The sequence below is a fragment of the Pseudoalteromonas sp. GutCa3 genome, from assembly GCF_002836155.1.
GTDB lineage: Bacteria > Pseudomonadota > Gammaproteobacteria > Enterobacterales > Alteromonadaceae > Pseudoalteromonas > Pseudoalteromonas arctica.
Genome location: NZ_PJBK01000022.1, coordinates 1 through 22210, shown reverse-complemented (window position 1 = coordinate 22210; position 22210 = coordinate 1). Strand labels below are relative to the sequence as shown.

Annotated in this window: 21 protein-coding genes; 9 read left to right on the top strand and 12 right to left on the bottom strand. The window is 38.0% G+C overall.

Annotated elements, in window-relative coordinates:
* Nucleotides 1-20: 20 nt before the first annotated feature.
* Together CXF64_RS03550 and CXF64_RS03545 are read right to left on the bottom strand one after the other, a co-directional pair.
* Nucleotides 21-377, bottom strand: a complete 357-nt coding sequence (locus CXF64_RS03550) for a metalloregulator ArsR/SmtB family transcription factor (RefSeq protein ID WP_101216301.1) — start codon at nucleotides 375-377, stop codon at nucleotides 21-23.
* Nucleotides 378-541: 164 nt separating this feature from the next.
* Nucleotides 542-970, bottom strand: coding sequence for an organic hydroperoxide resistance protein (locus tag CXF64_RS03545; protein ID WP_024608437.1), 429 nt, complete (start codon nucleotides 968-970; stop codon nucleotides 542-544).
* 129 nt (nucleotides 971-1099) lie between these two features.
* Here CXF64_RS03545 and CXF64_RS03540 point away from each other — a divergent pair, with 129 nt between their 5' ends.
* The 3 genes from CXF64_RS03540 to astB all read left to right on the top strand — a co-directional run bounded on the left by CXF64_RS03540 (nucleotide 1100) and on the right by astB (nucleotide 4669).
* Nucleotides 1100-1534, top strand: a complete 435-nt coding sequence (locus tag CXF64_RS03540) for a MarR family winged helix-turn-helix transcriptional regulator (protein WP_101216300.1) — start codon at nucleotides 1100-1102, stop codon at nucleotides 1532-1534.
* Between the two features lie 45 nt (nucleotides 1535-1579).
* Nucleotides 1580-2686, top strand: coding sequence for an L-dopachrome tautomerase-related protein (locus tag CXF64_RS03535; RefSeq protein WP_101216299.1), 1107 nt, complete (start codon nucleotides 1580-1582; stop codon nucleotides 2684-2686).
* A 636-nt stretch (nucleotides 2687-3322) separates the two neighbouring features.
* On the top strand, nucleotides 3323-4669 hold the full coding sequence (gene astB / locus CXF64_RS03530; protein WP_004334492.1) for an N-succinylarginine dihydrolase: 1347 nt from the start codon (nucleotides 3323-3325) through the stop codon (nucleotides 4667-4669).
* Nucleotides 4670-4755: 86 nt separating this feature from the next.
* Here astB and CXF64_RS03525 read toward each other — a convergent pair whose 3' ends face one another.
* Nucleotides 4756-5610, bottom strand: coding sequence for a mechanosensitive ion channel family protein (locus CXF64_RS03525; protein WP_101216298.1), 855 nt, complete (start codon nucleotides 5608-5610; stop codon nucleotides 4756-4758).
* Between the two features lie 275 nt (nucleotides 5611-5885).
* Here CXF64_RS03525 and CXF64_RS03520 point away from each other — a divergent pair, with 275 nt between their 5' ends.
* Both CXF64_RS03520 and CXF64_RS03515 read left to right on the top strand, forming a co-directional pair.
* Entirely contained in the window at nucleotides 5886-6566 is a 681-nt protein-coding gene (locus CXF64_RS03520) for an SDR family oxidoreductase (protein ID WP_101216297.1), read from the top strand.
* Nucleotides 6567-6614: 48 nt separating this feature from the next.
* Entirely contained in the window at nucleotides 6615-7295 is a 681-nt protein-coding gene (locus CXF64_RS03515; protein WP_024597443.1) for an SDR family oxidoreductase, read from the top strand.
* Nucleotides 7296-7363: 68 nt separating this feature from the next.
* On the opposite strand, the gene CXF64_RS03510 is transcribed toward CXF64_RS03515, so the two are convergent.
* From CXF64_RS03510 to CXF64_RS03495, 4 genes are all read right to left on the bottom strand, one after another.
* A complete protein-coding gene (locus CXF64_RS03510; RefSeq protein WP_101216296.1) occupies nucleotides 7364-8146 on the bottom strand; it encodes a hypothetical protein in 783 nt (260 codons plus the stop codon).
* Complete coding sequence (locus tag CXF64_RS03505; RefSeq protein ID WP_101216295.1) at nucleotides 8140-8514, bottom strand: hypothetical protein; 375 nt, start codon at nucleotides 8512-8514, stop codon at nucleotides 8140-8142. Before CXF64_RS03505 ends, CXF64_RS03510 begins: the two co-directional genes overlap by 7 nt.
* Before the next feature lie 114 nt (nucleotides 8515-8628).
* Nucleotides 8629-9186, bottom strand: coding sequence for a winged helix-turn-helix transcriptional regulator (locus tag CXF64_RS03500; protein ID WP_101216294.1), 558 nt, complete (start codon nucleotides 9184-9186; stop codon nucleotides 8629-8631).
* A 572-nt stretch (nucleotides 9187-9758) separates the two neighbouring features.
* A complete protein-coding gene (locus tag CXF64_RS03495) occupies nucleotides 9759-10466 on the bottom strand; it encodes an SDR family oxidoreductase (protein ID WP_101216293.1) in 708 nt (235 codons plus the stop codon).
* A gap of 386 nt (nucleotides 10467-10852) precedes the next feature.
* On the opposite strand from CXF64_RS03495, the gene CXF64_RS03490 reads away from it, so the two are divergent.
* The gene (locus tag CXF64_RS03490; protein ID WP_101216292.1) at nucleotides 10853-12166 is read left to right on the top strand and encodes a M20/M25/M40 family metallo-hydrolase; all 1314 of its coding nucleotides are present in this window, start codon (nucleotides 10853-10855) and stop codon (nucleotides 12164-12166) included.
* A 72-nt stretch (nucleotides 12167-12238) separates the two neighbouring features.
* Here the strand turns inward: CXF64_RS03490 and CXF64_RS03485 are convergent, their stop codons facing one another.
* From CXF64_RS03485 to CXF64_RS03465, 4 genes are all read right to left on the bottom strand, one after another.
* Nucleotides 12239-13036, bottom strand: a complete 798-nt coding sequence (locus CXF64_RS03485; protein ID WP_101216291.1) for a response regulator transcription factor — start codon at nucleotides 13034-13036, stop codon at nucleotides 12239-12241.
* A 121-nt stretch (nucleotides 13037-13157) separates the two neighbouring features.
* Nucleotides 13158-13874, bottom strand: a complete 717-nt coding sequence (locus CXF64_RS03480; RefSeq protein WP_101216290.1) for an SIR2 family NAD-dependent protein deacylase — start codon at nucleotides 13872-13874, stop codon at nucleotides 13158-13160.
* Nucleotides 13871-14887 carry a Kelch repeat-containing protein gene (locus tag CXF64_RS03475; protein WP_101216289.1) on the bottom strand — a complete coding sequence of 339 codons (1017 nt, stop codon included), beginning with the start codon at nucleotides 14885-14887 and terminating at the stop codon, nucleotides 13871-13873. The genes CXF64_RS03480 and CXF64_RS03475 overlap by 4 nt, the downstream gene beginning before the upstream one ends.
* Nucleotides 14888-15330: 443 nt before the next feature.
* Nucleotides 15331-16209: a sensor domain-containing diguanylate cyclase gene (locus tag CXF64_RS03465; protein WP_101216288.1), complete on the bottom strand. Its 879-nt coding sequence runs from the start codon at nucleotides 16207-16209 to the stop codon at nucleotides 15331-15333.
* A 480-nt stretch (nucleotides 16210-16689) separates the two neighbouring features.
* On the opposite strand from CXF64_RS03465, the gene CXF64_RS03460 reads away from it, so the two are divergent.
* Genes CXF64_RS03460 through CXF64_RS03450 form a run of 3 tightly spaced genes read left to right on the top strand, consistent with a single transcriptional unit; the run spans nucleotide 16690 to nucleotide 21313 of the window.
* Nucleotides 16690-18750, top strand: coding sequence for a TonB-dependent receptor plug domain-containing protein (locus CXF64_RS03460; protein WP_101216287.1), 2061 nt, complete (start codon nucleotides 16690-16692; stop codon nucleotides 18748-18750).
* A 9-nt stretch (nucleotides 18751-18759) separates the two neighbouring features.
* Nucleotides 18760-19287, top strand: coding sequence for a YfiR family protein (locus CXF64_RS03455; protein ID WP_101216286.1), 528 nt, complete (start codon nucleotides 18760-18762; stop codon nucleotides 19285-19287).
* Between the two features lie 4 nt (nucleotides 19288-19291).
* On the top strand, nucleotides 19292-21313 hold the full coding sequence (locus tag CXF64_RS03450; RefSeq protein WP_101216285.1) for a putative bifunctional diguanylate cyclase/phosphodiesterase: 2022 nt from the start codon (nucleotides 19292-19294) through the stop codon (nucleotides 21311-21313).
* 253 nt (nucleotides 21314-21566) lie between these two features.
* Here the strand turns inward: CXF64_RS03450 and CXF64_RS03445 are convergent, their stop codons facing one another.
* On the bottom strand, nucleotides 21567-22202 hold the full coding sequence (locus tag CXF64_RS03445; RefSeq protein ID WP_101216284.1) for a methyltransferase family protein: 636 nt from the start codon (nucleotides 22200-22202) through the stop codon (nucleotides 21567-21569).
* Between the last annotated feature and the right edge of the window lie 8 nt (nucleotides 22203-22210).

The following is a 22210-nucleotide window of genomic DNA, read 5'->3' as shown; positions in this document are numbered from 1 at the left end:
TTAATAAGTTAATTTATTAGTTAGTTACAGCAGCTAGTAATACGTTCAGGGCGATTACCCATAACATTTAAGCGCGTTAAATCGTTTTGATAAAATGAAGGGTTAGCAGTCAGGGTTTGCGTTAACACATTTTTAGCCCACTCTGGCAGGGCTTTATTAATACTGTAATAAACCCATTGATTTTGTTTTCGGTCGCTCAATAATCCGCATTGTCTTAACTGCGCTAAATGGCGAGACACTTTAGGCTGGCTTAACTCAAGTGCAGCAACCAGTTCGCATACACATAGCTCTTCTTGATGGCTAATTAATAGCATTGCCTTTAAACGCGTATCGTCCGCTAGGCATTTATAAAATTGGAGTGGGTTGAATTGTTCCATACTGTCCTCACTGTGTTAGTGCATACACAATAAAACAAAATAACAACATATGGAATAGTGAATATACGTTTTATCGTATATTTAATTTTTATGCCTTAAACGCAAAAAAGCACACAACGACTAATTGTCGTTGTGTGCTTTTATAACTTTTCTTTATTTAGTTATTAAATAATTGAAAGCTCTACTTCAATATTGCCACGTGTTGCGTTTGAATATGGGCATACTTGGTGTGCTTTATCTACAAGCGTTTGCGCTGCAGCTTTATCCATATCACCTAGTGATACAGCAAGTTTTACTGCAATACCAAAACCGCCTTCAATAGCACCAATAGACACTTGTGAATTAATATGTGTGTCGCTTGGTAAATCTATTTTTTCGCTACCTGCTACAAATTTAAGTGCGCCAATAAAACATGCTGCATAACCTGCGGCAAATAATTGCTCTGGGTTAGTGCCTTGTCCGTCGTCTCCGCCTAAACCTTTAGGTGTCGATAAATTTACATCTAAACGACCATCATCAGATTTAGCTACGCCTTCACGGCCGCCAGTTGCAGTTGCTTTTGCAGTGTAAGCTACGTTTTGTAATACATTCATAATGAACTCCAAAGTTTAAAAACATCAATCAATTTAGTTTGTGTGCAAAATAATAGAACAAGTAATTAGAGATTGCAAATACTTTGCATGCAAATTAAAATAACATGCATCGAAATAAAGGATAACGTTATGCCGTTTGAGCAATTAAAGTTAAAAAATCAGTTATGCCACCGGTTATATATGGCATCTAACAGCATTGCGCGTGCGTATCGCGAGCCTTTAAGCAAACTAAATTTAACTTACCCGCAATACGTAGTAATGATGGCGCTGTGGGAGCAAGACGAAATAACAATTGCCGAGCTAAAAGATAAAACCGCGATAGACGGCGGTGCAATGACCCAAATACTCAAAAAAATGAGCGACAAATCATTACTAGCTGTTATTAAAGATGAGCACGACCAACGCAAACGCCTAGTGCAGCTAACCCAGCATGGCCAATCACTTAAATTAAAAGCAGCCGATATCCCTAAAAATATTTTATGTAAATTTGATAGTGTAGATGCAAAACAAGCGAAGCAGTTGATGCAGCTGCTCGATTTAGTAGTAAACGACTTAGCCGATTAGGCTCTTAATTTTTAAACAATAAACGTGTTTTAAAAGGTTTTAAAAATGACTCATATTAAAAAATTACTATTAGCTGCGGCGTGTAGCACGGCACTTTTAGGTAGTAACGCAGTAACTGCTAATACTGCTAACCAAAATGCTGATTTAAAAACAGTAGCCACTTTTGATGCGCAGCACCCACCGGGCAACATTGCTATTACCCCATCCGGCAGAAAGTTTTTATCTGTGCATGGCTTTTTTGGCCAAAAGCAAAAAATTATGGAGCTTTTAAGCGATGGTACAACTAAGCCCTACCCTAATGAAGAATGGGCATACGCGTACAATAACGGTAAAGGTTTTTACGATGTGCTTGGTATAAACGTATCAAGCGATGGCGTTTTATGGATGCTCGACACTTCAGGGCCCGATCACGCTGGGCGCTTAGTAGGTTGGGATACAAACAAAGAGCAACTACATAAAATTATTTATCTGGCTAAACCGACCATTACCGACACCTCGTTTTTAAACGATTTAGTCATCGATAATAAGCATGGCGTTGTATACATTGCCGACACAGCCCAAGGCAGCCAAGCCGCTATTATTACGGTTAACCTTAAAACAGGTGTCGCACGCAGAGTATTACAAAATAGCCATTACACCACAGCCGAAAATGTCGATATGGTTATTGATGGGCGCACAATGAGCCTTGGCGGACAACCTGCTCGCTTAGGTGTTAACCCAATTACGCTTGACCCTAACGAAGACTGGCTTTACTTTGGCTCTATGTCGGGCACGTCGGTTTACCGCATTGCCACCAGCGATATAAATAACGAGAGCCTTTCGGCTAAAGCACTTGAAGACAAAGTTACGCGTTACGGCACTAAACCAATTTCAGACGGTATTATTGTTGATGGCGGCGGTAACGTATATGTAACCGACATAACCAATGGCGCAATTGGCGTAGTTAAACCCACTGGCAACTACGAAGTATTATTTAAGGACGAACGCTTAAGCTGGCCTGATGGCTTTAGCTACGGAGCCGATCATAAAATATACTTTACCGTTGACGATTTACATAATTCTCCAGTGCTTAATAATGGCAAAAATCAAAGCCACGGCAAGTTTAAAGTAATGTCGTTCGAGCCTTTAGTAAAAGGAAAAGTAGGCCGCTAATTTACTTTTTAAGTGACTACATTTTTAAAAAAGCCTTGCACATTTAAGTGACCCAATAGTTGCAGGGCTTTTTGCTAAAAACACACCACACTGGTGCATCTTTTAGTAATACTTCACCTCTTTGGTGCTAATCCTTAAGTATGTATTTACACTCAAATACTAAATACCTGATTTTTATTCATAAAATATTCAAGTTAATGTTGGCATACTTCTTCCTATACACTGATGTGTTCAGTGAAAATACCAAGGAAAAACCATGTTCAATTTATACCATACCCTTTATCTTTTATGGCGTTTAGACATTAGCGTTTGGCAAGTTAATGATCCAACAAATACCCATACAACCGCTGATAAAGAGCGCGCCTATGTTAAGTAACATCGTATTGTGTAAAGGCTTGGCATAAAGCTTAAATGTATAAACCTACTTTAGGCTAAGCTTTTACACACTATGAAATTTATATGTACATTTTAGTTAAACTTCAAATTAATCGTTCAATATAAAAACAATCCCCCTTGTAATAAATTCCCCATTTAAAAACATCAAAAATTAGTAAAAACACTGCGTTTATAACTTTGCAAGCAACCCTATTGCGTTGTATTGTTGCACCCTATTGAAAATTTTTAGTTGGAACGTGTATGCACGCTTTGGAAGTTAATTTTGATGGCTTAGTTGGCCCTACTCACAACTACGCTGGTTTATCGTATGGTAATGTTGCCTCGTTAAATAACGCAGCAAGCTTTTCAAATCCTCAAGAGGCAGTGCTTCAAGGCCTTGAAAAAATGAAAGCCATGCACGACAAAGGCCTAACTCAAGGTGTATTTGCCCCTCATGCGCGCCCCGACTTAAACGTACTGCGCCGCTTAGGCTTTACCGGTAACGATGCACAAGTAATTCATAAAGCATTTAAAGCAGATCCTATTTTATTACGCGCGTGTTATTCAGCGTCAGCAATGTGGACAGCCAATGCCGCTACGGTATCGCCATCTCCTGATACAACCGACGGCAAAGTACATTTTACTTCAGCTAATTTAAATAATAAGTTTCATCGTTCATTAGAGCCTGCAACCACTACACGCTTATTAAAAGCGATGTTTAACAACGACAAATACTTTGCGCATCATACCCATTTGCCCGACCAAGGCTTTTTTGGCGACGAAGGTGCAGCAAACCATACTCGTTTTTGTGACAGCCACGGCGAGCAAGGCCTTGAAATGTTTGTATTTGGTGCCAGCGCGTTTAATAGCCAATTACCAAAACCAGCTAAATTTCCTGCAAGGCAAACACTCGAAGCCTCAGAAGCAATTTGTCGCTTACATAACTTAAAAGATTCAAGCCAAATTTTACTACAGCAAAATCCAGACGTAATAGACCAAGGCGTGTTTCATAACGATGTAATTGCAGTAGGTAACGCCAACGTATTACTGTGCCACCAGCAAGCATTTTTAAACCAAGCTTTGGCACTGCAAGATATTCGCGAAGCGTATGTGGGCAATAAAGAATTTTACATTATTGAAGTACCTACCGATAAAGTAAGCATTACCGATGCTGTAAGTAGTTATTTATTTAATAGCCAGCTAGTGAGCCTTGAAGATGGTTCAATGCTGTTAGTGGCACCACAAGAGTGTAAACGCAACAGCGCGGTTAACGCCTACATTGAAGAAATGATTATGGCTGATAACCCAGTAAACCAAGTACAGTTTTTTGATTTACGCCAAAGTATGCAAAATGGCGGCGGCCCAGCTTGCTTGCGTTTACGTGTAGCCCTTAACGAGCAAGAACTTGCTGCAGTAAACCCTGAGGTTATTTTAACTGATACTAAATACACACAACTGTGTGACTGGGCAAAACGTAACTACCGCGACAAATTAGGCGCAAGTGACTTTGCAGATTCAGCCCTACTCACCGAAAGCTACCAAGCACTTGATGAGCTAACGCAGCTACTTAATTTAGGCTCAGTGTACGACTTTCAATTAGAAGGTTAATACCTCGTCAGCACAAAGGCTAATACAAAAATAGCGAGCAAAGGCTCGCTATTTTTATTCGTGTTTATGTTTATGTTAATACATATTTAAGCATCTTTGTTAACAGTTATTGCCGACGCCATCGACTCCGATAAATGCAGCGTACGCTGCGGAAACGGAATACTCAGCCCAGCGCCTTCAATTGCTTCTTTAACACGTTTATTTAAATCCCACACGGTTTGCCAATAATCACCATTAACAGCCCACGCACGTAATTGAATGTTTACTGCGCTTTCGCCTATTGAAGTCACCATTACTTTAGGAGCAGGCTCTGCAAGTAATCGGCTCTCTGATGCTGCTAATTCTTTAAGTACATTTAAGCCAACATCAATAGAGTCGGCATACGAAATACCCACCACTATGTCCATTCGTCTTTTGCCGTTACGGGTAAAGTTTTTAATATTGCCACCCCATACTTTGCCGTTAGGCGATGCTATATAAAGACCGTCGGTGGTTTTAAAAATCGTGGTAAACAGGTTTATTTCACTCACAGTACCAAGCGTGCCACTGGCATCAACAAAGTCGCCTATTTTAAAAGGTCTGAGTATTAGCAGCATAATACCCGCAGCAATATTGCTCAGCGTATTTTTAAGGGCTAAACCAATCGCTAAACCTGCAGCGCCCATTAGCGCAATTAAGCTTGCCGTATTAACGCCAAAAATATCTAAAATAAATAGCCCGCCAATTATATAAACTAAATAACCAGCAATACTCGATAAAAGCGGGAGTAGCGTACTATCTACCCTTTTTAATGGCGATTTAGAGTTTTTAATCGCCTTTTTAACCGAGCGTGCAATTAAGGCACTCGCAACTAAAATCACCAACGCTAAAATCACTTTGTACCCTAAAGTGATGATTGTTTCTGAATGGCTTTGCCAAAACGCTAAAAGCTTATCTTTCATGTTTGTTCCGATAAATGTGGCTGAAACTCAGCAAAATAATGGTTAAATCTAATAAAAACCGACTTCAAAAGAAGTGGCGCGAGTATATAGAATAAAAAATTTAAACCTATCTTTTTTAATCACTTATTTCAACTTTAAAAATACCGTTAAAACTATGGTTTTTGATACGTAAAGCCCGCCTATTTACGGCTAATTTATAGCCCCTATTCAATATAGGTTAATCGTTTATTGGTATGGTTATTTTAAGCTTTCAATGTTCACAAAAGAGGTTATCTATGGGAAAAGAGAAAATAGTACTCATAACCGGCGCTTCAAGTGGTATTGGCGAAGCAACCGCAAAAATGCTGGTCAACAATGGTCATAAAGTAATACTTACCGCTAGACGCGAAGATAAATTAACTGAATTAGTAGAGTCGTTGGGCTCAGATAACGCCATTAGCGTAGCCGCAGATGCAACCGACTTTACCGCGCTTGAAAACGTTGTTGCTAAAGGCATTGAAAAATTTGGCCGTTTGGATGTTGCCTTTGCTAATGCAGGTAAAGGGCTAGACACTTTAGGAGTTGAAGAAGGCGACCCCAATGAGTGGTCAACCATGATCGACATAAACATTAAAGCCCTATTGTGGACTGCAAAACTAACGCTTGCGCATTTACGCCAAAGCAAAGGACACTTTATTATTACTAGCTCAGCAACTGGTCGCAGAGCTGTTAAAGGCTCTATATACGGTGCAAGCAAATGGTTTACTTATGGTTTTTCTCAAAACCTAGCACAAGAAATTAGTGAGTGGGATGGGCGCTGTACAACCATCACCCCAGGCGCTGTAAATACCCCTTTTACTGATGAAGCAAGACCTGACAAGTTATACCCGCAAGATGTTGCCGATGCTGTGTTATTTGCCATTGAGGCAAATCAGCGCAATAACATCAGAGAAATACATTTAAGACCAACTCATTAGTAAAACTATTCTCATAATTTTGAATATGTAAACATAGGAGAAATAATCATGGCGAAAGAAAAAATAGTCCTCATTACAGGTGCTTCAAGCGGTATTGGCGAAGCAACCGCAAAAACGCTGGTTAACAATGGTCACAAAGTCATTTTAACCGCCAGAAGCGAAGACAAATTAACTAAATTAGTTGAGTCATTAGGCTCAAATAACGCACTTAGCGTAGCTGCAGATGCCACAGACTTTACCGCACTTGAAAACGTAGTAACAAAAGGCATTGAAAAGTTTGGCCGATTGGATGTAGCCTTTGCTAACGCAGGCATGGGTGTTTCAACCGCTGGCACCGAAAAAGGTGACCCAGATGAGTGGTCAACCATGATCGACATAAACATTAAAGCGCTGCTATGGACTGCAAAACTAACACTGCCGCATTTACGCCAAAATAAAGGTCACTTTATATTAACCAGCTCTGCCGCTGGCCGTAAGCCAATTGGTGGCTCTATTTACGGTGCAACTAAATGGTTTGCTTATGGCTTTGGACAAAACTTAGCTGAGGAAATGAGCGAATGGAATGGCCGCTGCACAACCATAGCACCAGGCATGGTAAACACCCCATTTTTTGATGAAGCTAAACCCGACAAACTCGACCCACAAGATGTAGCCGACGCCGTACTCTTTGCCATTGAAGCAAACCAGCGCAACAGCGTACGCGAGATTTATTTAATGCCGACTAATTAAATGTTGCTTGGTTGAGTTCGGGCTGTCAGGTTTAATGTTAATAATGTTAAACCTGATAGCTGCTTGTGTTAAATCTCAGCTCCGATTTCTACACATGCAGTCCTTAACTTTTGTATATAATCAATAAGCACTTCGTCCCTTATAGACTTAAAATTAGTGCCTTTGAATGAAAACTCATCAAAAGCTATGCTATGAACTGTCGTTCCATCGAAAGCAAATGAATACATCGGTTTAACTAAACTTATATGCTTTGAAGTATTTACAAATGCATTAATATAGCGATATTCATCAGAGTTTATTAAATTTATGAACTTTTCCTTGATCTTAGATTGCTTCATGGACTTACGAACTGAATAAACAGATATTTTATGAATATCTTCAGCTGGCAACTGAAGACATACGACCAATATTTGAGCAAGTGTTTCTGGTAGACTGTGAACCATCATTGCAGCTGAAACAATCGATACTTCTCTATGAGCTTTAGCTGAATGAAACTCTGGAAAAGGAACATTATTAACCAATTTATTCATCAGGGTTATATAGTTATCAAGGCTACAATCTCTGAACTTTTCAAAACAAACATGTGCTTCATTTAAGTGAAATCCGACAGCTTTACCTTTCCAATCAAACGCATTCATGTATTGATCTAAACGCTTATACTGGGTATCAGATACCTGCTCTTGGATACGGCTTTTTAAACTCTTAAAATTCCAAGTGACCATTATTTCCTGCTGATTGCTAACGCTTCGCATAAACAGCGGAGCAAGTTGGACGCTTTTTTGCGCCGTTAATTTTGCAAAAACCGGCCTGCTTGCGGAGTCAGGTTTAATGTGTTTGTTATAACTCAACATTCTACAAAGTACTCGTATTCTCTTCCTCTATCATCATGAGCTATAGCTTTCACATTTATGTTTCTATGTTTAGTCAAATACACTTCCGTTCGGTAATCTAGTAAGTGCACGATATCTACATCTAGGCTCGCTGCCATTTTAGGTAGCCATTGTTGATAAAAACCTATCGAAGCTTTCACACGTTCGCTCAATTCAGAGTCATGACTATCAGTTATTGGTAGCCAATTAATAATCACTTTTTTACCTTCTCTAGTCTTCGCTAAGTCAAACAGATCTTCGAAGATAAAACGATCATCAAGATAATTACATCCTCCAACAAAAGAGTGTGTAAAGTTGTGAATTAGAGGTTTGAAGTGTTTGTATCTCAATATTTCGGCCTTGAGTTATAACGCCCGGCTCACCGAGCAAATTTTTGATGGCGGCTTTTGTGCGTGTTTTTGCACAAAAGGTGACAGCGGAAATTTTTCCGGTGCAGCCGTTTGTTATGTTCCAAGTGACCATGTAATATTTCCTGTCGCATCTTTTTCACGCTCAAGATATCCATTTTGGTCTAATTTATGGAGTAATTTGGCCGTTGATTGATGACTTGTATTTACATGGTTAGCAATACGGTCCAGCGACGCGGGGCCGTCCTCGAGTAATTCAAGAATGTCTCTTTCTCTGTTTGATATAGCCACTGTTTTATCAATGCTGTCTCCCAAACTACTCTTTGCTTTTTCAATTTCTTCGTTGGTCAGCCTTGTTCCATTTTTATTAATTTCACTAAATATTTCATCAACGCGCTCATTTAATGTTTTCTTAATATGATTTGCTTCGAGGTAGTGATTTTGATCATCAAAATCACTTGGTGCGTACAAAACGATGTTCTTGAAGTAAAGTACAAAGAAGAAAAGCAAGACGATTCCAGACGGGAAAGCTATAACGAAATAGACAAATATTTGTTGTATTTCTAGCGGAAGTTTAACAAGAGCAACTGTTGCAAGCGTTTCTGCCAGCCCTGCAAATATAGCGATAATCGTCAACGGATTACTTACTTTCATTTTAATCTCAGCTTCCTGATGTACTGGCAAACATAACAATTTAGTCTACGACATTTGTCGTTTTACAAACCGACAAATGTCTTTATATTACAATGATTTTATCCTAGCTATAAAATAAACAACTGTAAACAGTTAGTTAGATTCGCCTTACCTTTTCTAAATGTAGCAAAACCCCAAAATGGTGGAGATCAGTAATATAAGACATATTGCTATGTTGTAATAATGGCTACTTAGTTAACAGGTTATATTTTAAATATCTGTGTTTAAACCAATAATGCGTACACCCCATGGTCCTTAAACTTGTAACTCGTTATTACTTATAAAATTAGTTAAAAATCACAATCTACTTCTATTGAATCCTGTGTATTTTTACTTCATGTTAAATACTCTTATTTCTCACTTACATACCTAGAGCGCTGCATGAATGGGTTATGGATCTTAAACCGCGTTAACACCCTACGATGAATTGACGTATTTAATAGCCTTAAAACGAAGAGGCTCAGCAGTTTTAAAATTTGCAATTAATAGCTGACTTTACTAGTTATCCACCTCATAGCGTGTTGTTATATTTATTAGAACGGTAACTCATCACCATTAAAACTATAAAGCTTTCCCGTATTATCAATAGATAAATTCAGAATAACGTTCATAACTCCAAGAGCCGAATCTACAACATTTTCACTTGCTGTAGAGCCACCCATATCGGTTTGAACCCAACCGGGGTGAACAGCTACCACAGCCACATTATCATTAACAAGTTCTTGTGATAAGTTCACTACTAGCATATTGGCTGCTGCTTTAGACATTCGATAACCATACCAATCCACACTTTGTTCTAGCGACAAAGATCCCATAGCAGAAGAAATAACGGCTATCTTACATAAGCGTTTTTTATTTATTAAAGGTAAAAAGCAATGAGTTAAATATAGTGGTCCAAGTGAATTCACCTTAAAACACATTTCGGCATTAGCGTAATTAATAGTATGGATACTTGTGTTTTCTCGATCCAAATATCCCGCATTATTTACTATTAAATCTAATTTAATATTTTCCTCATTAAGTTTACTTGCCAACGTCTTAATTTTTTCAGGGCAAGTGATATCCATTAGTTCAATAGACAATTTATTTGGAAACTTACCTTTCAATGAAACTAGAGCAACCGCCGTTTCTAGATCTCTACAGGTAGCAATTACTGTCCATCCATTTATAAGGTATTGTCTGGCTAATTCGAAACCGATTCCCCTATTAGCACCCGTTATTAATACAACTAAGTTACTCATTGTTTATACCTATAAATCTTACAATTTAGTCTACGACATTTGTCGCCTAAAAATGACAAATGTTCTTATATTACAATGGTTTTACCCTAGCTATAAAATAAGTATTTGTAAACAGTTAGTTCAGTCTCAACTTTTCTAAATGTAGCAAAAATACAAAATGGTGGAGGTCAGTAATATCAGGCAAATTGCTGTTTAGTTGCACAGGTTGATTATTAGTTAAGTGGTTATATTTAAATACCTGTGTTTAAACCAATAACGCATTCCCCCTTAAACCTGTAACTCGTTATTGCTTATAAAATTAGTTAAAAATCGCAACCTACTTCTATTGAATACTCTGGATTTTTACTTCATATTAAATATTCTTATTTCTCACTTATTATGCTGTTATGTCATTTTTAAAATTTAGCCATGCACTTATTCTCACAATTGCTAGTACCTTGCCGCTTACAAGCCATGCTGCGCTTGACAAAAATGAGCGTGAAATAGTAAAACAGGTCGATAAAAACATTCCCCAAGCATTGCAAGAAATAAAGCAAGCCGTAAATATTAATAGCGGTTCGCTTAATATTGAAGGTGTAAAAAAAGTAGGTGCGCTGACAAGCGAGCAGCTTAAAGCCATAGGTTTTAAAGTAGAATGGCTTGATGGCAGTGCGTTTAACCGCGCAGGACATGTATTAGCAACCCATGAGAGTAATGATCCCGATGCAATAAAAATACTGATGATCGGCCATCTAGATACGGTATTTGACAAAAATGATAACTTTACTACCTACAAACAGCTTGATGAAAACACCGCAAGTGGCCCAGGCGTTGCCGATATGAAAGGCGGTAACACGGTAATAATTACTGCACTTAAAAGCTTACAAGCCCTTAATTTACTCGAAAATGTAAGCATAAAAGTGTTACTAACCGGCGATGAAGAAAGCAGCGGTCGCCCGCTTAGCTTATCTAAACAAGCTATTGTTGATGCGGCAATTTGGGCTGACGTAGCGCTTGGTTATGAAAATGGCGATAACAATATTAAAACTGCCATGGCGGCGCGCCGTGGTTATACCGGTTGGACGCTAAACGTAACGGCAAATGCGGCGCATTCTTCGCAAATATTTAGCGAAAACGTTGGTTATGGCGCTATTTACGAGACATCACGTATTTTAAATGATTTTAGAGAGCAGCTTGCCACGCAACCTAATTTAACGTTTAACCCGGGGCTTATTGTAGGCGGTACAAATGCCGATTACGACAGTGCTAATTCGTCAGCAACGGCGTTTGGTAAAAGTAATGTAATAGCACAAACCGTGCATGTAGCAGGTGATTTACGCGCACTTTCACCAAAACAATTAGAAAACGCAAAAAGATCAATGCAACTTATTGCTAGCAACAGTTTAAATGGCAGTAAAGCAGAGCTTATTTTTGAAGACGGTTACCCGCCAATGGCATTAACTGATGGCAATAAAAAGCTATTAGAATTATACAGCGACGCAAGCCATGATTTAGGCTTCAACAAAGTAGTAGCAGCAAACCCACGTAATGCAGGCGCTGCAGATATTTCGTTTGCGGCAAGCCATGTTGATATGGCGCTTGATGGTTTGGGCTTAATGGGCAGCGGCGCGCACACTAAAAACGAAACAGCCGATTTAACCAGCCTTGATAAAAACATTAAAAAAACTGCATTACTCATTTATAGATTAGGAAAACTGTAATAGTAAATGTATTTTAAAGATAAGCGTAGGCCAAATAATAACCGTCCTACCGTCCTACGCTTGTACTTACTTTTAAGACATTATTTTAAACAATAATTCTCGCACTGTGGCTGGTTCAAACGGTTTATCACAAATAGCATCAACTCCCGCTTGAGCTATATTTGCTAGGTGCGTTTCGTTTGCCTCTGAGCTCACCATTAAAATAGGGATATGTGAGTAACTATTTGAGCCTCTAACGGTTTCTGTTAGTTCTCGTCCGTCCATTTCTGGCATATTGTAGTCGGTTACAATTAAGTCAAACGATTGGTTGTTTAAGTGCTCAATAGCTTCTTTACCGTTTACAGCTTCTACCGGGGCAGGTATTCCCATACCCGCAAGTACGCGTATTATGTGTTTACGCGCAAAGCGGCTATCATCTACAACAAGCACTCTTAGTAATGTTACGTCAAAATGATCAAGTTCTACTTCTTCTTCGCTTATAATATCTAAAGTTGCTTTAAGAGCGCGGGTAATGGCTTTTGCGCTGAAAGGCTTAGGCAAAATAGCAAGCACACCTGATTGGCGTAATTGCTCAAGGTATTTTTTATTACGCTCGCTCGATATAAGCATAAAAGGTTGATGCTCGGTGATAGGGTTTGATCTTATTTCTTGCAATAGTGAGTCGGCTGTCCCGTCAGATAAATACATAGAGCTTATAACTAGATCAGGGTGATAACTTGCTAATAAGCTAAGCGCTTGTGTTTGTGTAGATGCAGTTTCAACTTGTTTTACACCACTTTCTAAAAGCGATTTTATTATTATTTTTTGCTGAACCTCTGAAGGCTCTACAAGTAAAATGGACAAGTTTGCTATTGCAGTTAAGTCGCTCATTCAGATCTCTTTAGTATTGTTATAATCAGGATAATAATAACATTTTTGACTCGTTAATATTATATAAAGAGATTGTAATATTTAAGAAAACATTATCAATCCCTTTAAAATATAGCACTTATTAATTAGATTGAATGTAATCTAATGCATTCATTTTTTTATATGTGACGTTAGCGTGCAAAATATGTGCAGGCTCAGGGTCAACCACTTCAACAGGAATGTCGTAATTTCGGGCTATTTCAATTGCCATTTGCGTAATATTAACGCTAAACGAGGTGCCCATAAATACAATTTTATCGGCGTTGAGCATACGCTGTTGTGCTTCTGTTATTCTGTAAAGCTCGGTGTAATATTCGTCAAATAATAAAACAAAGGGCTTAAATGAATGGTTTAGCACAGGCGTTTGGTGTTGAATATTAAATAGCTCAAAAAGAGACTCTTGCAGGCGGCTTTCTTCTACACTATCCCACGGGGTGGCAAGTGGCGTGGCTGGCTCACCTTGCTCATGAAATAAGGTCATTTGATCAAGCCTGCCATGAATAGCAATGTAATTTTTATTACCCGCTTTGCCATCAAGCCCATCTATGTTTTGAGTAATTAGGTTTTTGTCACTTAGCCAATGGTGTACGTCGTTTGGGCCATGGTTGCGATACGTTGCAAAGCGATGGTAATACCATGCTAAAAATTCTTTAGGGGCATTTTGGTACATTGCGCGCGTTGCCATTTCCATAGGCGTATAATTTTTACTGCCAATGGTCCAATAACCATCCTCCCCTCTAAAGGTGGGAATACCACTGGCTGCGCTGACTCCCGCTCCGGTAATGTAAAGGGTGTTCACTTTGGCGCCTCGTAACCGAGTACGTTAGCACTTACTTGCTGACTGTTATCAATACCGCCAATTCGATATAAAATACCGCTGTGCTCAAGTAAACCACGATGATCCATACTCTTTACTTCAACTGGTGATAAAATCTGCCATTCGTTTTTTTCGATACTAAAGCGCCAAACATGGTCACTTGCTGGTGCAGGTTTGCCGTCGTAGCCTATTGCGCTGTAGTTATATGGGTTATTAGAGCCTGCCATCATATAAATATTGCCGTTATAGCTGGTAGCTGCCATTCGATAGTGAGCGCTGCCCGTTGGATGTGGCAACGTACGCCAATCTATTTTTTGTGGGTTAGTTGAATCTATTGTGCCTTTTAAGCACTGCGCTACACCTGCAAACGAGCGACGCGAATCAGGATTAGCTTGTGTTTTAACGCCATCACAAATAACAATGGTATTATCGCTAATTGCAGCAGCTTGGCCAAATACGGGCTCACCTAAAAATGGCGAGGCTTGTTGCCATGTATTATTTTGCGTGTCGTACACTTGCACTAAGTTTACGTTGCCATCGTTATGCCAACCGCTAATTAGATAAATGTAACGCGCTTTGTAGCTCAGCGCTACGCTATCGTCTACGGGTACTGGCATGCTCGCAAGATGAGTGTAGGTATCTTTTATTACGTCGTACTTATATACGTCGGGGCTTGAAACTTCAGTATGATCCTCTGCTACCGTATAGCCGCCAAACACATAGGCGTACTCGCCTAAACCGACTGCGGTGCTTGCTAAGCGCCCTTTTAGTGGCAAGCTTGAAGGCACACCAGTTTTAGATTGCCACTGTGAATCGCCAACTTTAAGCGCCCACACTTTGTTATGCACTGACGAGTATTGTTTATCGCGCCCCAGCCCCATAAAGCTTAAAAAATAGGTTTGGTTTTGTACTGTAACTTTAGCCACAGCATTATTAGCAACTGGCTCTGGTAAAGCGGGAAGGCTTGCTAACGCAAGAGAAAAAAGAAGGCTCATAAGGCAAATAATTTAATAAGTATTAATACGCTCAGATTAAATTATTTTAACCTTGTGAGCCAGTATTGTTATATCTAAATAATCAAACGCTTTTGATTAGTAACCATATTAGTAGGCATACAAATATGGTTATTAACGTGCGCCGCATTTTGCGCTTCATCAATCATTGCGGTTGCATAATCAGTGACCGATACCTTGCTTTCGCCTGCATCATTAGTAAAAAATGTATTACTGCCGATACGATAATCGCCTTCATTATCATCTGGACATGATTTGTGGGCAGCCTATTTATCAAGGAACTACCAACAAACTGTTGTAAGAGCATTTATAGATTTTTTAGCGCAGCACTGGCAAACCGATATTAAAAAATATGTCGGCAAGTAAGGCATTGTAGTTAAGGACGCTGTGACTATTGTTTAACCTAAGGTGATAGTTCAGCTTAGTTATTGAGGTAAATAGGTTACGTTATCTAAGCCTCGTTGCTTATTTTTGTACATAGCTTGATCAGCATACTTTATGAGTTCGTGATCTGTTTGGCCGTGCTCGGGGTAGTTTGCAATTCCTATACTGGGTGAAATATTTAGTAGTACGTCATCTAACTTAAAGACGGCTTTAAACTCAGTGAGGACTTTATTTTTGATTCTGACAGTTTCGTGGCTAGAACTTAAGTTATCTAAAATAATTAAAAATTCGTCTCCGCCTAAACGCCCTACTGTGTCGTAATGCCTTACTGACGCTGAAAGCCTTTTTGCTATAGCGCATAAAAGCTTATCGCCAATTTCATGTCCGTGAGTATCGTTTACTGCTTTAAAGCCATTTATGTCTATAAACAGTAAAGAAAAAAATGTGTTGTTTGTAGTTGCACTAATAATTACTTTTTCTAATCGATTCATCAATAAAGAACGATTTGGTAGGCCAGTTAACACATCGTGCCGTGCCATATAATGGAGTTGATCTTCCATTACTTTACGTTCAGTTATATCGTGCGCGACAGCGATTCTGACTTGATGTTGCTCTGACCAACGAACAGACCATAATATATGAACTACTTGACCATCTTTTCTCATCCAACGGTTTTCAAAGCGAGGGTTCACCATTTCGCCAGACAACAGCGAAGTTACGGCATTATGCGTTTTATAATGATCACCTTCGTAAACGTAATTAATCATTTTTGTGCCTACAACTTCGTCGGCCGTATAACCAAATATTTGCTCAAATGCTGCGCTTACAAAAACAAATGTGCCTTGTTTATCTACTACACAAACGGCATCAAGCATTAAATCGAGTACTTCTTCTACATTAATTAATTCATTTTTTTCCATACTTTGGTGCCTTCAAAGCAAAACCAAGCGAATTTAAGTATTCTATATACCTTTAATAAAAGCAAAGGTAATTGAAACTACAATAATAGTTAATACAAAGTTAGATTAATCGTGCACGTATAATTAATATCGCCCTTGTAAAAGCATGATATGCAAAGTTAAATAATCAATAAGCGCAAAATACTTTGAAGTCCTTCAAAAATAGACTAAATTTTAAATAGTATAATCATATAACTCTCAGTGACTTCTATTTTTTGACTCTTTAATAAATGTAATTGTATAAAATGTATCTACTTTATTTTTTAAATTTTACTGTTTTATTGGCCGAAGTTAAATTTTTAACTACTACAAAATTAGTTGTTTTGATTTAATCGCATTTATACTTTTACGCTGTTAATGTATGTTAATATTGTGTGATATCACATGTATTACAAAAACAGTCATTGTTTTTGATTTTTTGATTGCGCAGGAGACTTTTGGGTGAAAATATCACAACGTTTATTTTGGCCATTACTTTTTGTGTGCCCTCTTATAACGGCTGAGCCGTTTGAAGATGAAGATCTCGATCTTGATGCTTTAATGGGTATGGATGTGCAAGCGACTTCTGCGATGAAAAGAGCACAATCAGCATTTGATACCGCCTCATCTATTTATGTATTAAGTAAAGAACAAATTACTAAATCTGGTGCTACATCAGTACCTGAAGCACTAAAAATGGTGCCGGGTTTAATTGTCCGTCAGCTCGATAACAATCAATGGGCTATTTCCTCAAGAGGCATTGCCTCTCGCTTTTCAAGCAAATTATTGGTTATGATTGACGGACAAAGCTTATATACCCCAAAGTTTGCCGCTGTTTATTGGGAAACACTCAACGTTCCTTTGTACGATATTGAACGTATTGAAGTTATACGCGGACAAGGCGGATTACTTTGGGGAAGTAACGCAAATAATGGCGTTATTAATATCATTACTAAAAATAGTATTGATACTCGCGGTGGACACGCAAGTGTAACAACTGGTAATCAAATAAATGTTGATGCTAATCTTCGCTACGGTGGTGATATAAGTAACATAGGCAGCTACCGTGTGTATGGGCACTTAAAAGATGCTAATGAATCAAAAAAAGGGATCTCACTCGATCCTAACGACACAACTAAGCAAAATTCTTTAGGTTTTAGAGCTGACTTTACCCCTAATGATGAGTGGTCTGCGCTACTTCAGGGTGATGTAACTCATTCCACACTTGGCCAAAACTACCGAGGTGTTGTCGATGAAACCAACGAAAACATTTCATTTTCAGATGATTTAAAGCGAACAGACTCGCGCATAATGGCGCGCCTTGAAAACAGAATGTCGCCAGATGCGAATCAAATGCTACAAATTTCTTGGCTTAAACAAAATGGCTCTCAAAATTATATTAAAGAAGACTTTGAATCGATAGATATTGATTATCAAATGAATTTTATATATCAATCTCTACAGTTAGATTGGGGGTTGAACTACCGATACAATTCTATATCTTTCGCAGAAAGCGTATTTTTAGATAGCGATAAAAACTTTGATAGCCTCAAACAATATGGTGCACTTGTTCAAGCTCAATACAATGTTACTCCTGACACTCTCGACTTTATTATTGGTACTAAGCTTGATCATAACGATTTAACTGGCTGGGAAAATCAACCATCAGCAAGACTTATATACAAACCAGTAGATAACCACCTTACTTGGGGCGCAATATCGCGAAGTGTACGTACACCAACATTAATTGAGTTTAACGACAACTTTAAAGTTAATGGTACAGAAATTAAAGATCTTACCGGTTTAAGTTCAGGCTTTGACCAAATAGACGACTACCGAATTGCAACCTACCTAAATGGTAATGACAAAGTTAAATCAGAAAACTATCTATCTTATGAATTAGGCTACCGTTTTACTGCTAACGATTGGTCATTAGATCTTTCTACTTATTATACCGATGCTAAAAACGTAGCGGTTATTGATATGAATACGCATGCTGAACAATTCACTCCTATACTTGATTTATTTCTAGCAGGGAGAATTCCAGAAGTATTTCAAGCACTAACAATGACTCGTATAGATTTAGACTTTGCATCTGTAGCAGACACAACCACTAAAGGGTTCGACTTAGTAGTATCATGGCAACCAATTGATAATCTCAATACTGAGTTTGGTTACAGTTACACCGACTATAACTACGATTTACCTCCTAGAGTAGAGCCCGCTATCGGGTATGACTCTAAAAACAGGCAGTTATTTGCAAAAGCCGATTATTCTTTTTTAACCAACCATAACGTGTTTGCGACATTACGAGCAGTAAACTCAAATGCATATAATACTGATAATTACACAACGTTAGATATTAGTTGGAATTGGCAGGCTACTCCTGTGTGGTCTACTGCTGTTTCGGGTAAAAACCTATTTTCAGGTTCACATATTGAGTACAGTAATACGCGCGAAACCTATACATTACCAAACTATATTGATGAATGTATTACGTTTACAATTTCAGCAAATTTCTAAGCTAATTAGATGATTAAATTAAGAAGTCTAATTCACAGAAGCTTAATAGCCTTGGTACTTTTAAGTACCAGCGTTGACGCTGTTGAAAAAGAATACATGCTAAAAGCAGGCTTCTTGTATAACTTTGCACGTTTTGGACACTGGGATTCTCATTTAGAGCCCCTTGATCAATTTACTATTTGTAGCCCTGATAAATACTTTATTGATGTGGCTAACACCGCTCTAAAAAATCGCACTATAAAAAAATTACCTTTACATAATAAATTAGTCACTCTTGATGAAGTCACAACATCTGCGTGTAACATGCTATTTATCACCTCAGATACATTTGCTCAGTGGCAAAACATAACTCCTTTAGATCTAAAAAATATTATGGTCATTGGTGAAACAGACTCATTTATTGAAAATGGCGGCCATATCAGATTCTTTCTTTCCAGTGGTAAAATTCGCTTTGAAATTGCACCACAACAGCTTAAAGATGCAGGCATTACTATGAGTTCAAAAGTACTACGACTTGCACGCGTTATAGATAGGTAATGCAATGAAAAAACTATTTGCATTAAATACAATGAGCAAAAAATTATTATTCATCTTAATGAGTGTCGCACTTGTATCAACCGCTACAGTAACCATTGTATTTAGTGCTTATGAAATCACCAGCGCTAAAGAAGAACAAATAGAAAGCCTGGGGTCGCTGTCTAAAATGCTTTCACCCAATATAACTGCTGCACTTATGTTTAATGATATAGATGCAGTACAAGAGCTTATAAACCCAATACTTATACGCTCAGATGTTATTAGTATAATGGTAACGAGTATGACTGGTGAACAACTTGTTATTGCTCAAGCCGAAAATGAAGAAATAGAACAAAGCATTGAGGTTAATACCCCCCTTCAGCTCGATATGCATGATTATGGCGTATTAAAAATACGCGCTAACAACAGTTACATTCAAGACAGAATCACTTTTTACTTTAAATTTATAATGATTTTGATGGTCTTTACCTTTGCTATCAGCCTCATTTTATCCCTTTTGCTAAGGCGCCGCTTTTTAAACCCTATTTTATATTTAGCACAAACAGCAAATAAAATAACAACGTCACATGATTATAGTTTACGCGCTAAACAACTATCACAAGATGAAGTCGGACAGTTAACTTCTTGTTTTAACGATATGCTATACAACATTGAGCAAAGAGAAAGCTCATTAGAAAACCAAGTTAGGCTTCGTACTAATGAACTTGAAAATGCAAATATTCAGTTGCAACAATATGCTTACCAAGACGGGTTAACCGATTTACCAAATAGACGGTATTTTTACGAGAAACTACAAAGCTTAGTAAGTATTAAGGGAATGAAATTCGCACTTATATTTATAGATTTAGATGGTTTTAAAGAAGTAAACGACAGCCTTGGACATGACTACGGTGATTTATTATTACACCAGGTAGCAACGAGGCTGCAAAGCTGTATAACAACAAAAGATACAGTAGCACGCTTAGGTGGAGACGAATTTACATTAATTTTAGAGGGTGTAAGTAGCCCTGATGAAGCATCAAAAATTGCCGAAGCTGTAAAAAGTAGTTTAATGCAGAGCATTAAAATAAAAAAAGAAACAGTCTATGTTACCGCAAGCATAGGTTTAACGTTTTTCCCTGCTGATGGTTTAACAGTAGAAGAGCTTGTTAGACGTGCTGATCAAGCGATGTATTTATCTAAAAATAAAGGGCGGAATCGCTATGAGTTTTTCTCCTATGCTATCGAAGAAAAAGCCACAGAGAAGCGTCGCCTGATAGAAGAGATACGCACTGCAATTGTAAAAAACCAATTTGAATTATATTACCAACCTATATTTTCAATTGATGGGAAATCAGTACCTAAAGCTGAAGCCCTTATTCGTTGGAACCACCCTGAACGAGGCCTAATAGGGCCCAATGAATTTATACCTGTTGCTGAAAAAAACGGATTGATAAACGATATCGGCCAATGGGTAAAATCTCAAGCAATTCAAGATACCGTCCTATTCAATGTTTTAAGTGAAAAGACAATTCAAGTCAGTGTAAATACATCACCTCTTGAAATTGACCGCGCTGGTTGCTGGGTGGATGAATGGATTGTTGCAAGTAAAAAGTACCAACTACCCGCCAACACTATTTTAATTGAAGTCACTGAAAATACCTTAATGGATCCAGATTCGTCAATACAGCGACAATTAAAACGCTTAAGCACTATTAATATAGACATAGCGATTGACGACTTTGGTGTTGGTTATTCTTCTTTGGCGTATCTACAGCGCTTAGATATAGATATTTTAAAAATAGATCGCTCATTTATAAGCGATATTGAATCAAACGATAATAGTATTGCTCTCGTGAAGGCTATTATAACTATGGCTCACAACCTAGATGTAATGGTGGTAGCGGAAGGTGTTGAAACACAAAAACAGTATGACCTATTAAAGCTGCTTGCTTGCGATTATATTCAAGGCTACATTTTTTCAAAGGCAATTACTAAACAAGAGTTTATGAAAAAGTATATAATACCAATCCGCAATAATACTTAATCATTTTGCGGGGCTAAATGTGTCGCTACCTGTGTTAAAAAATTCTCATTTAGAACAACTAAATAGCAAATTTTTTGCCTAGCTATCAACACGTTTTTCCATCCTCAAAATAGATCACTTAATTAAGCGAATTGGTATAAAACAAAAAGAAGTGATCTGATTTATGTCCATCTTGCTAGATTTTAGCAAGCCAACACAGAACACTTCTTTACTCTTGCGTTAAAATTTCATGTATTTAAAGCTTAATCCCAAGCTATAACCAGCGAGGGACTAGGTGCTTGTACTCTTTATATTGTATTGAAAAGCGATGAGCTAAATGAGCTTCTTCAACTAACGTCTGTCTATATATAGCTATAAAACCAATAACCAAACAAGTCAAACTAAATATACTAGGTAAGGCTAAAAAGAAACCCACCTGTGCAGCTACAACACCTAAATACATCGGATTCCTAGAGTATTCATATAGTCCTGATGTTTTAAGCTCATGTGGTCCCTTAGGATCAATTCCTGAACGCCAAAGTGCCGCCATATGAAAATGTACAAACATCGTCAAAATAAAACCTGCACTCAATAAAATATCGCCAAATAATACACCTGGCCAGCCATTGAGAATTGGGAATAGCCCAAGGTAGCTATCTAACTCAGGTACAAACACTCTAATTACACATATAAACCAAATAGCAGCCCTGAAAAATTTAAAAACCATATGGTTCCACCAACTAGTACAAAACTTATCTCCGGGATAAATAACGCCTGATGGTGTATCTCGATTTTTATAAATAATTCTAAATGTATAAAACCCCGCAACAAAAGTATAAAAAACAGCTAAGTAAATACGTGTAAATTCAACTAGCGAAGTAGAGTCATCTAAAAATGTTTCATAGGGCATCTAGTTAC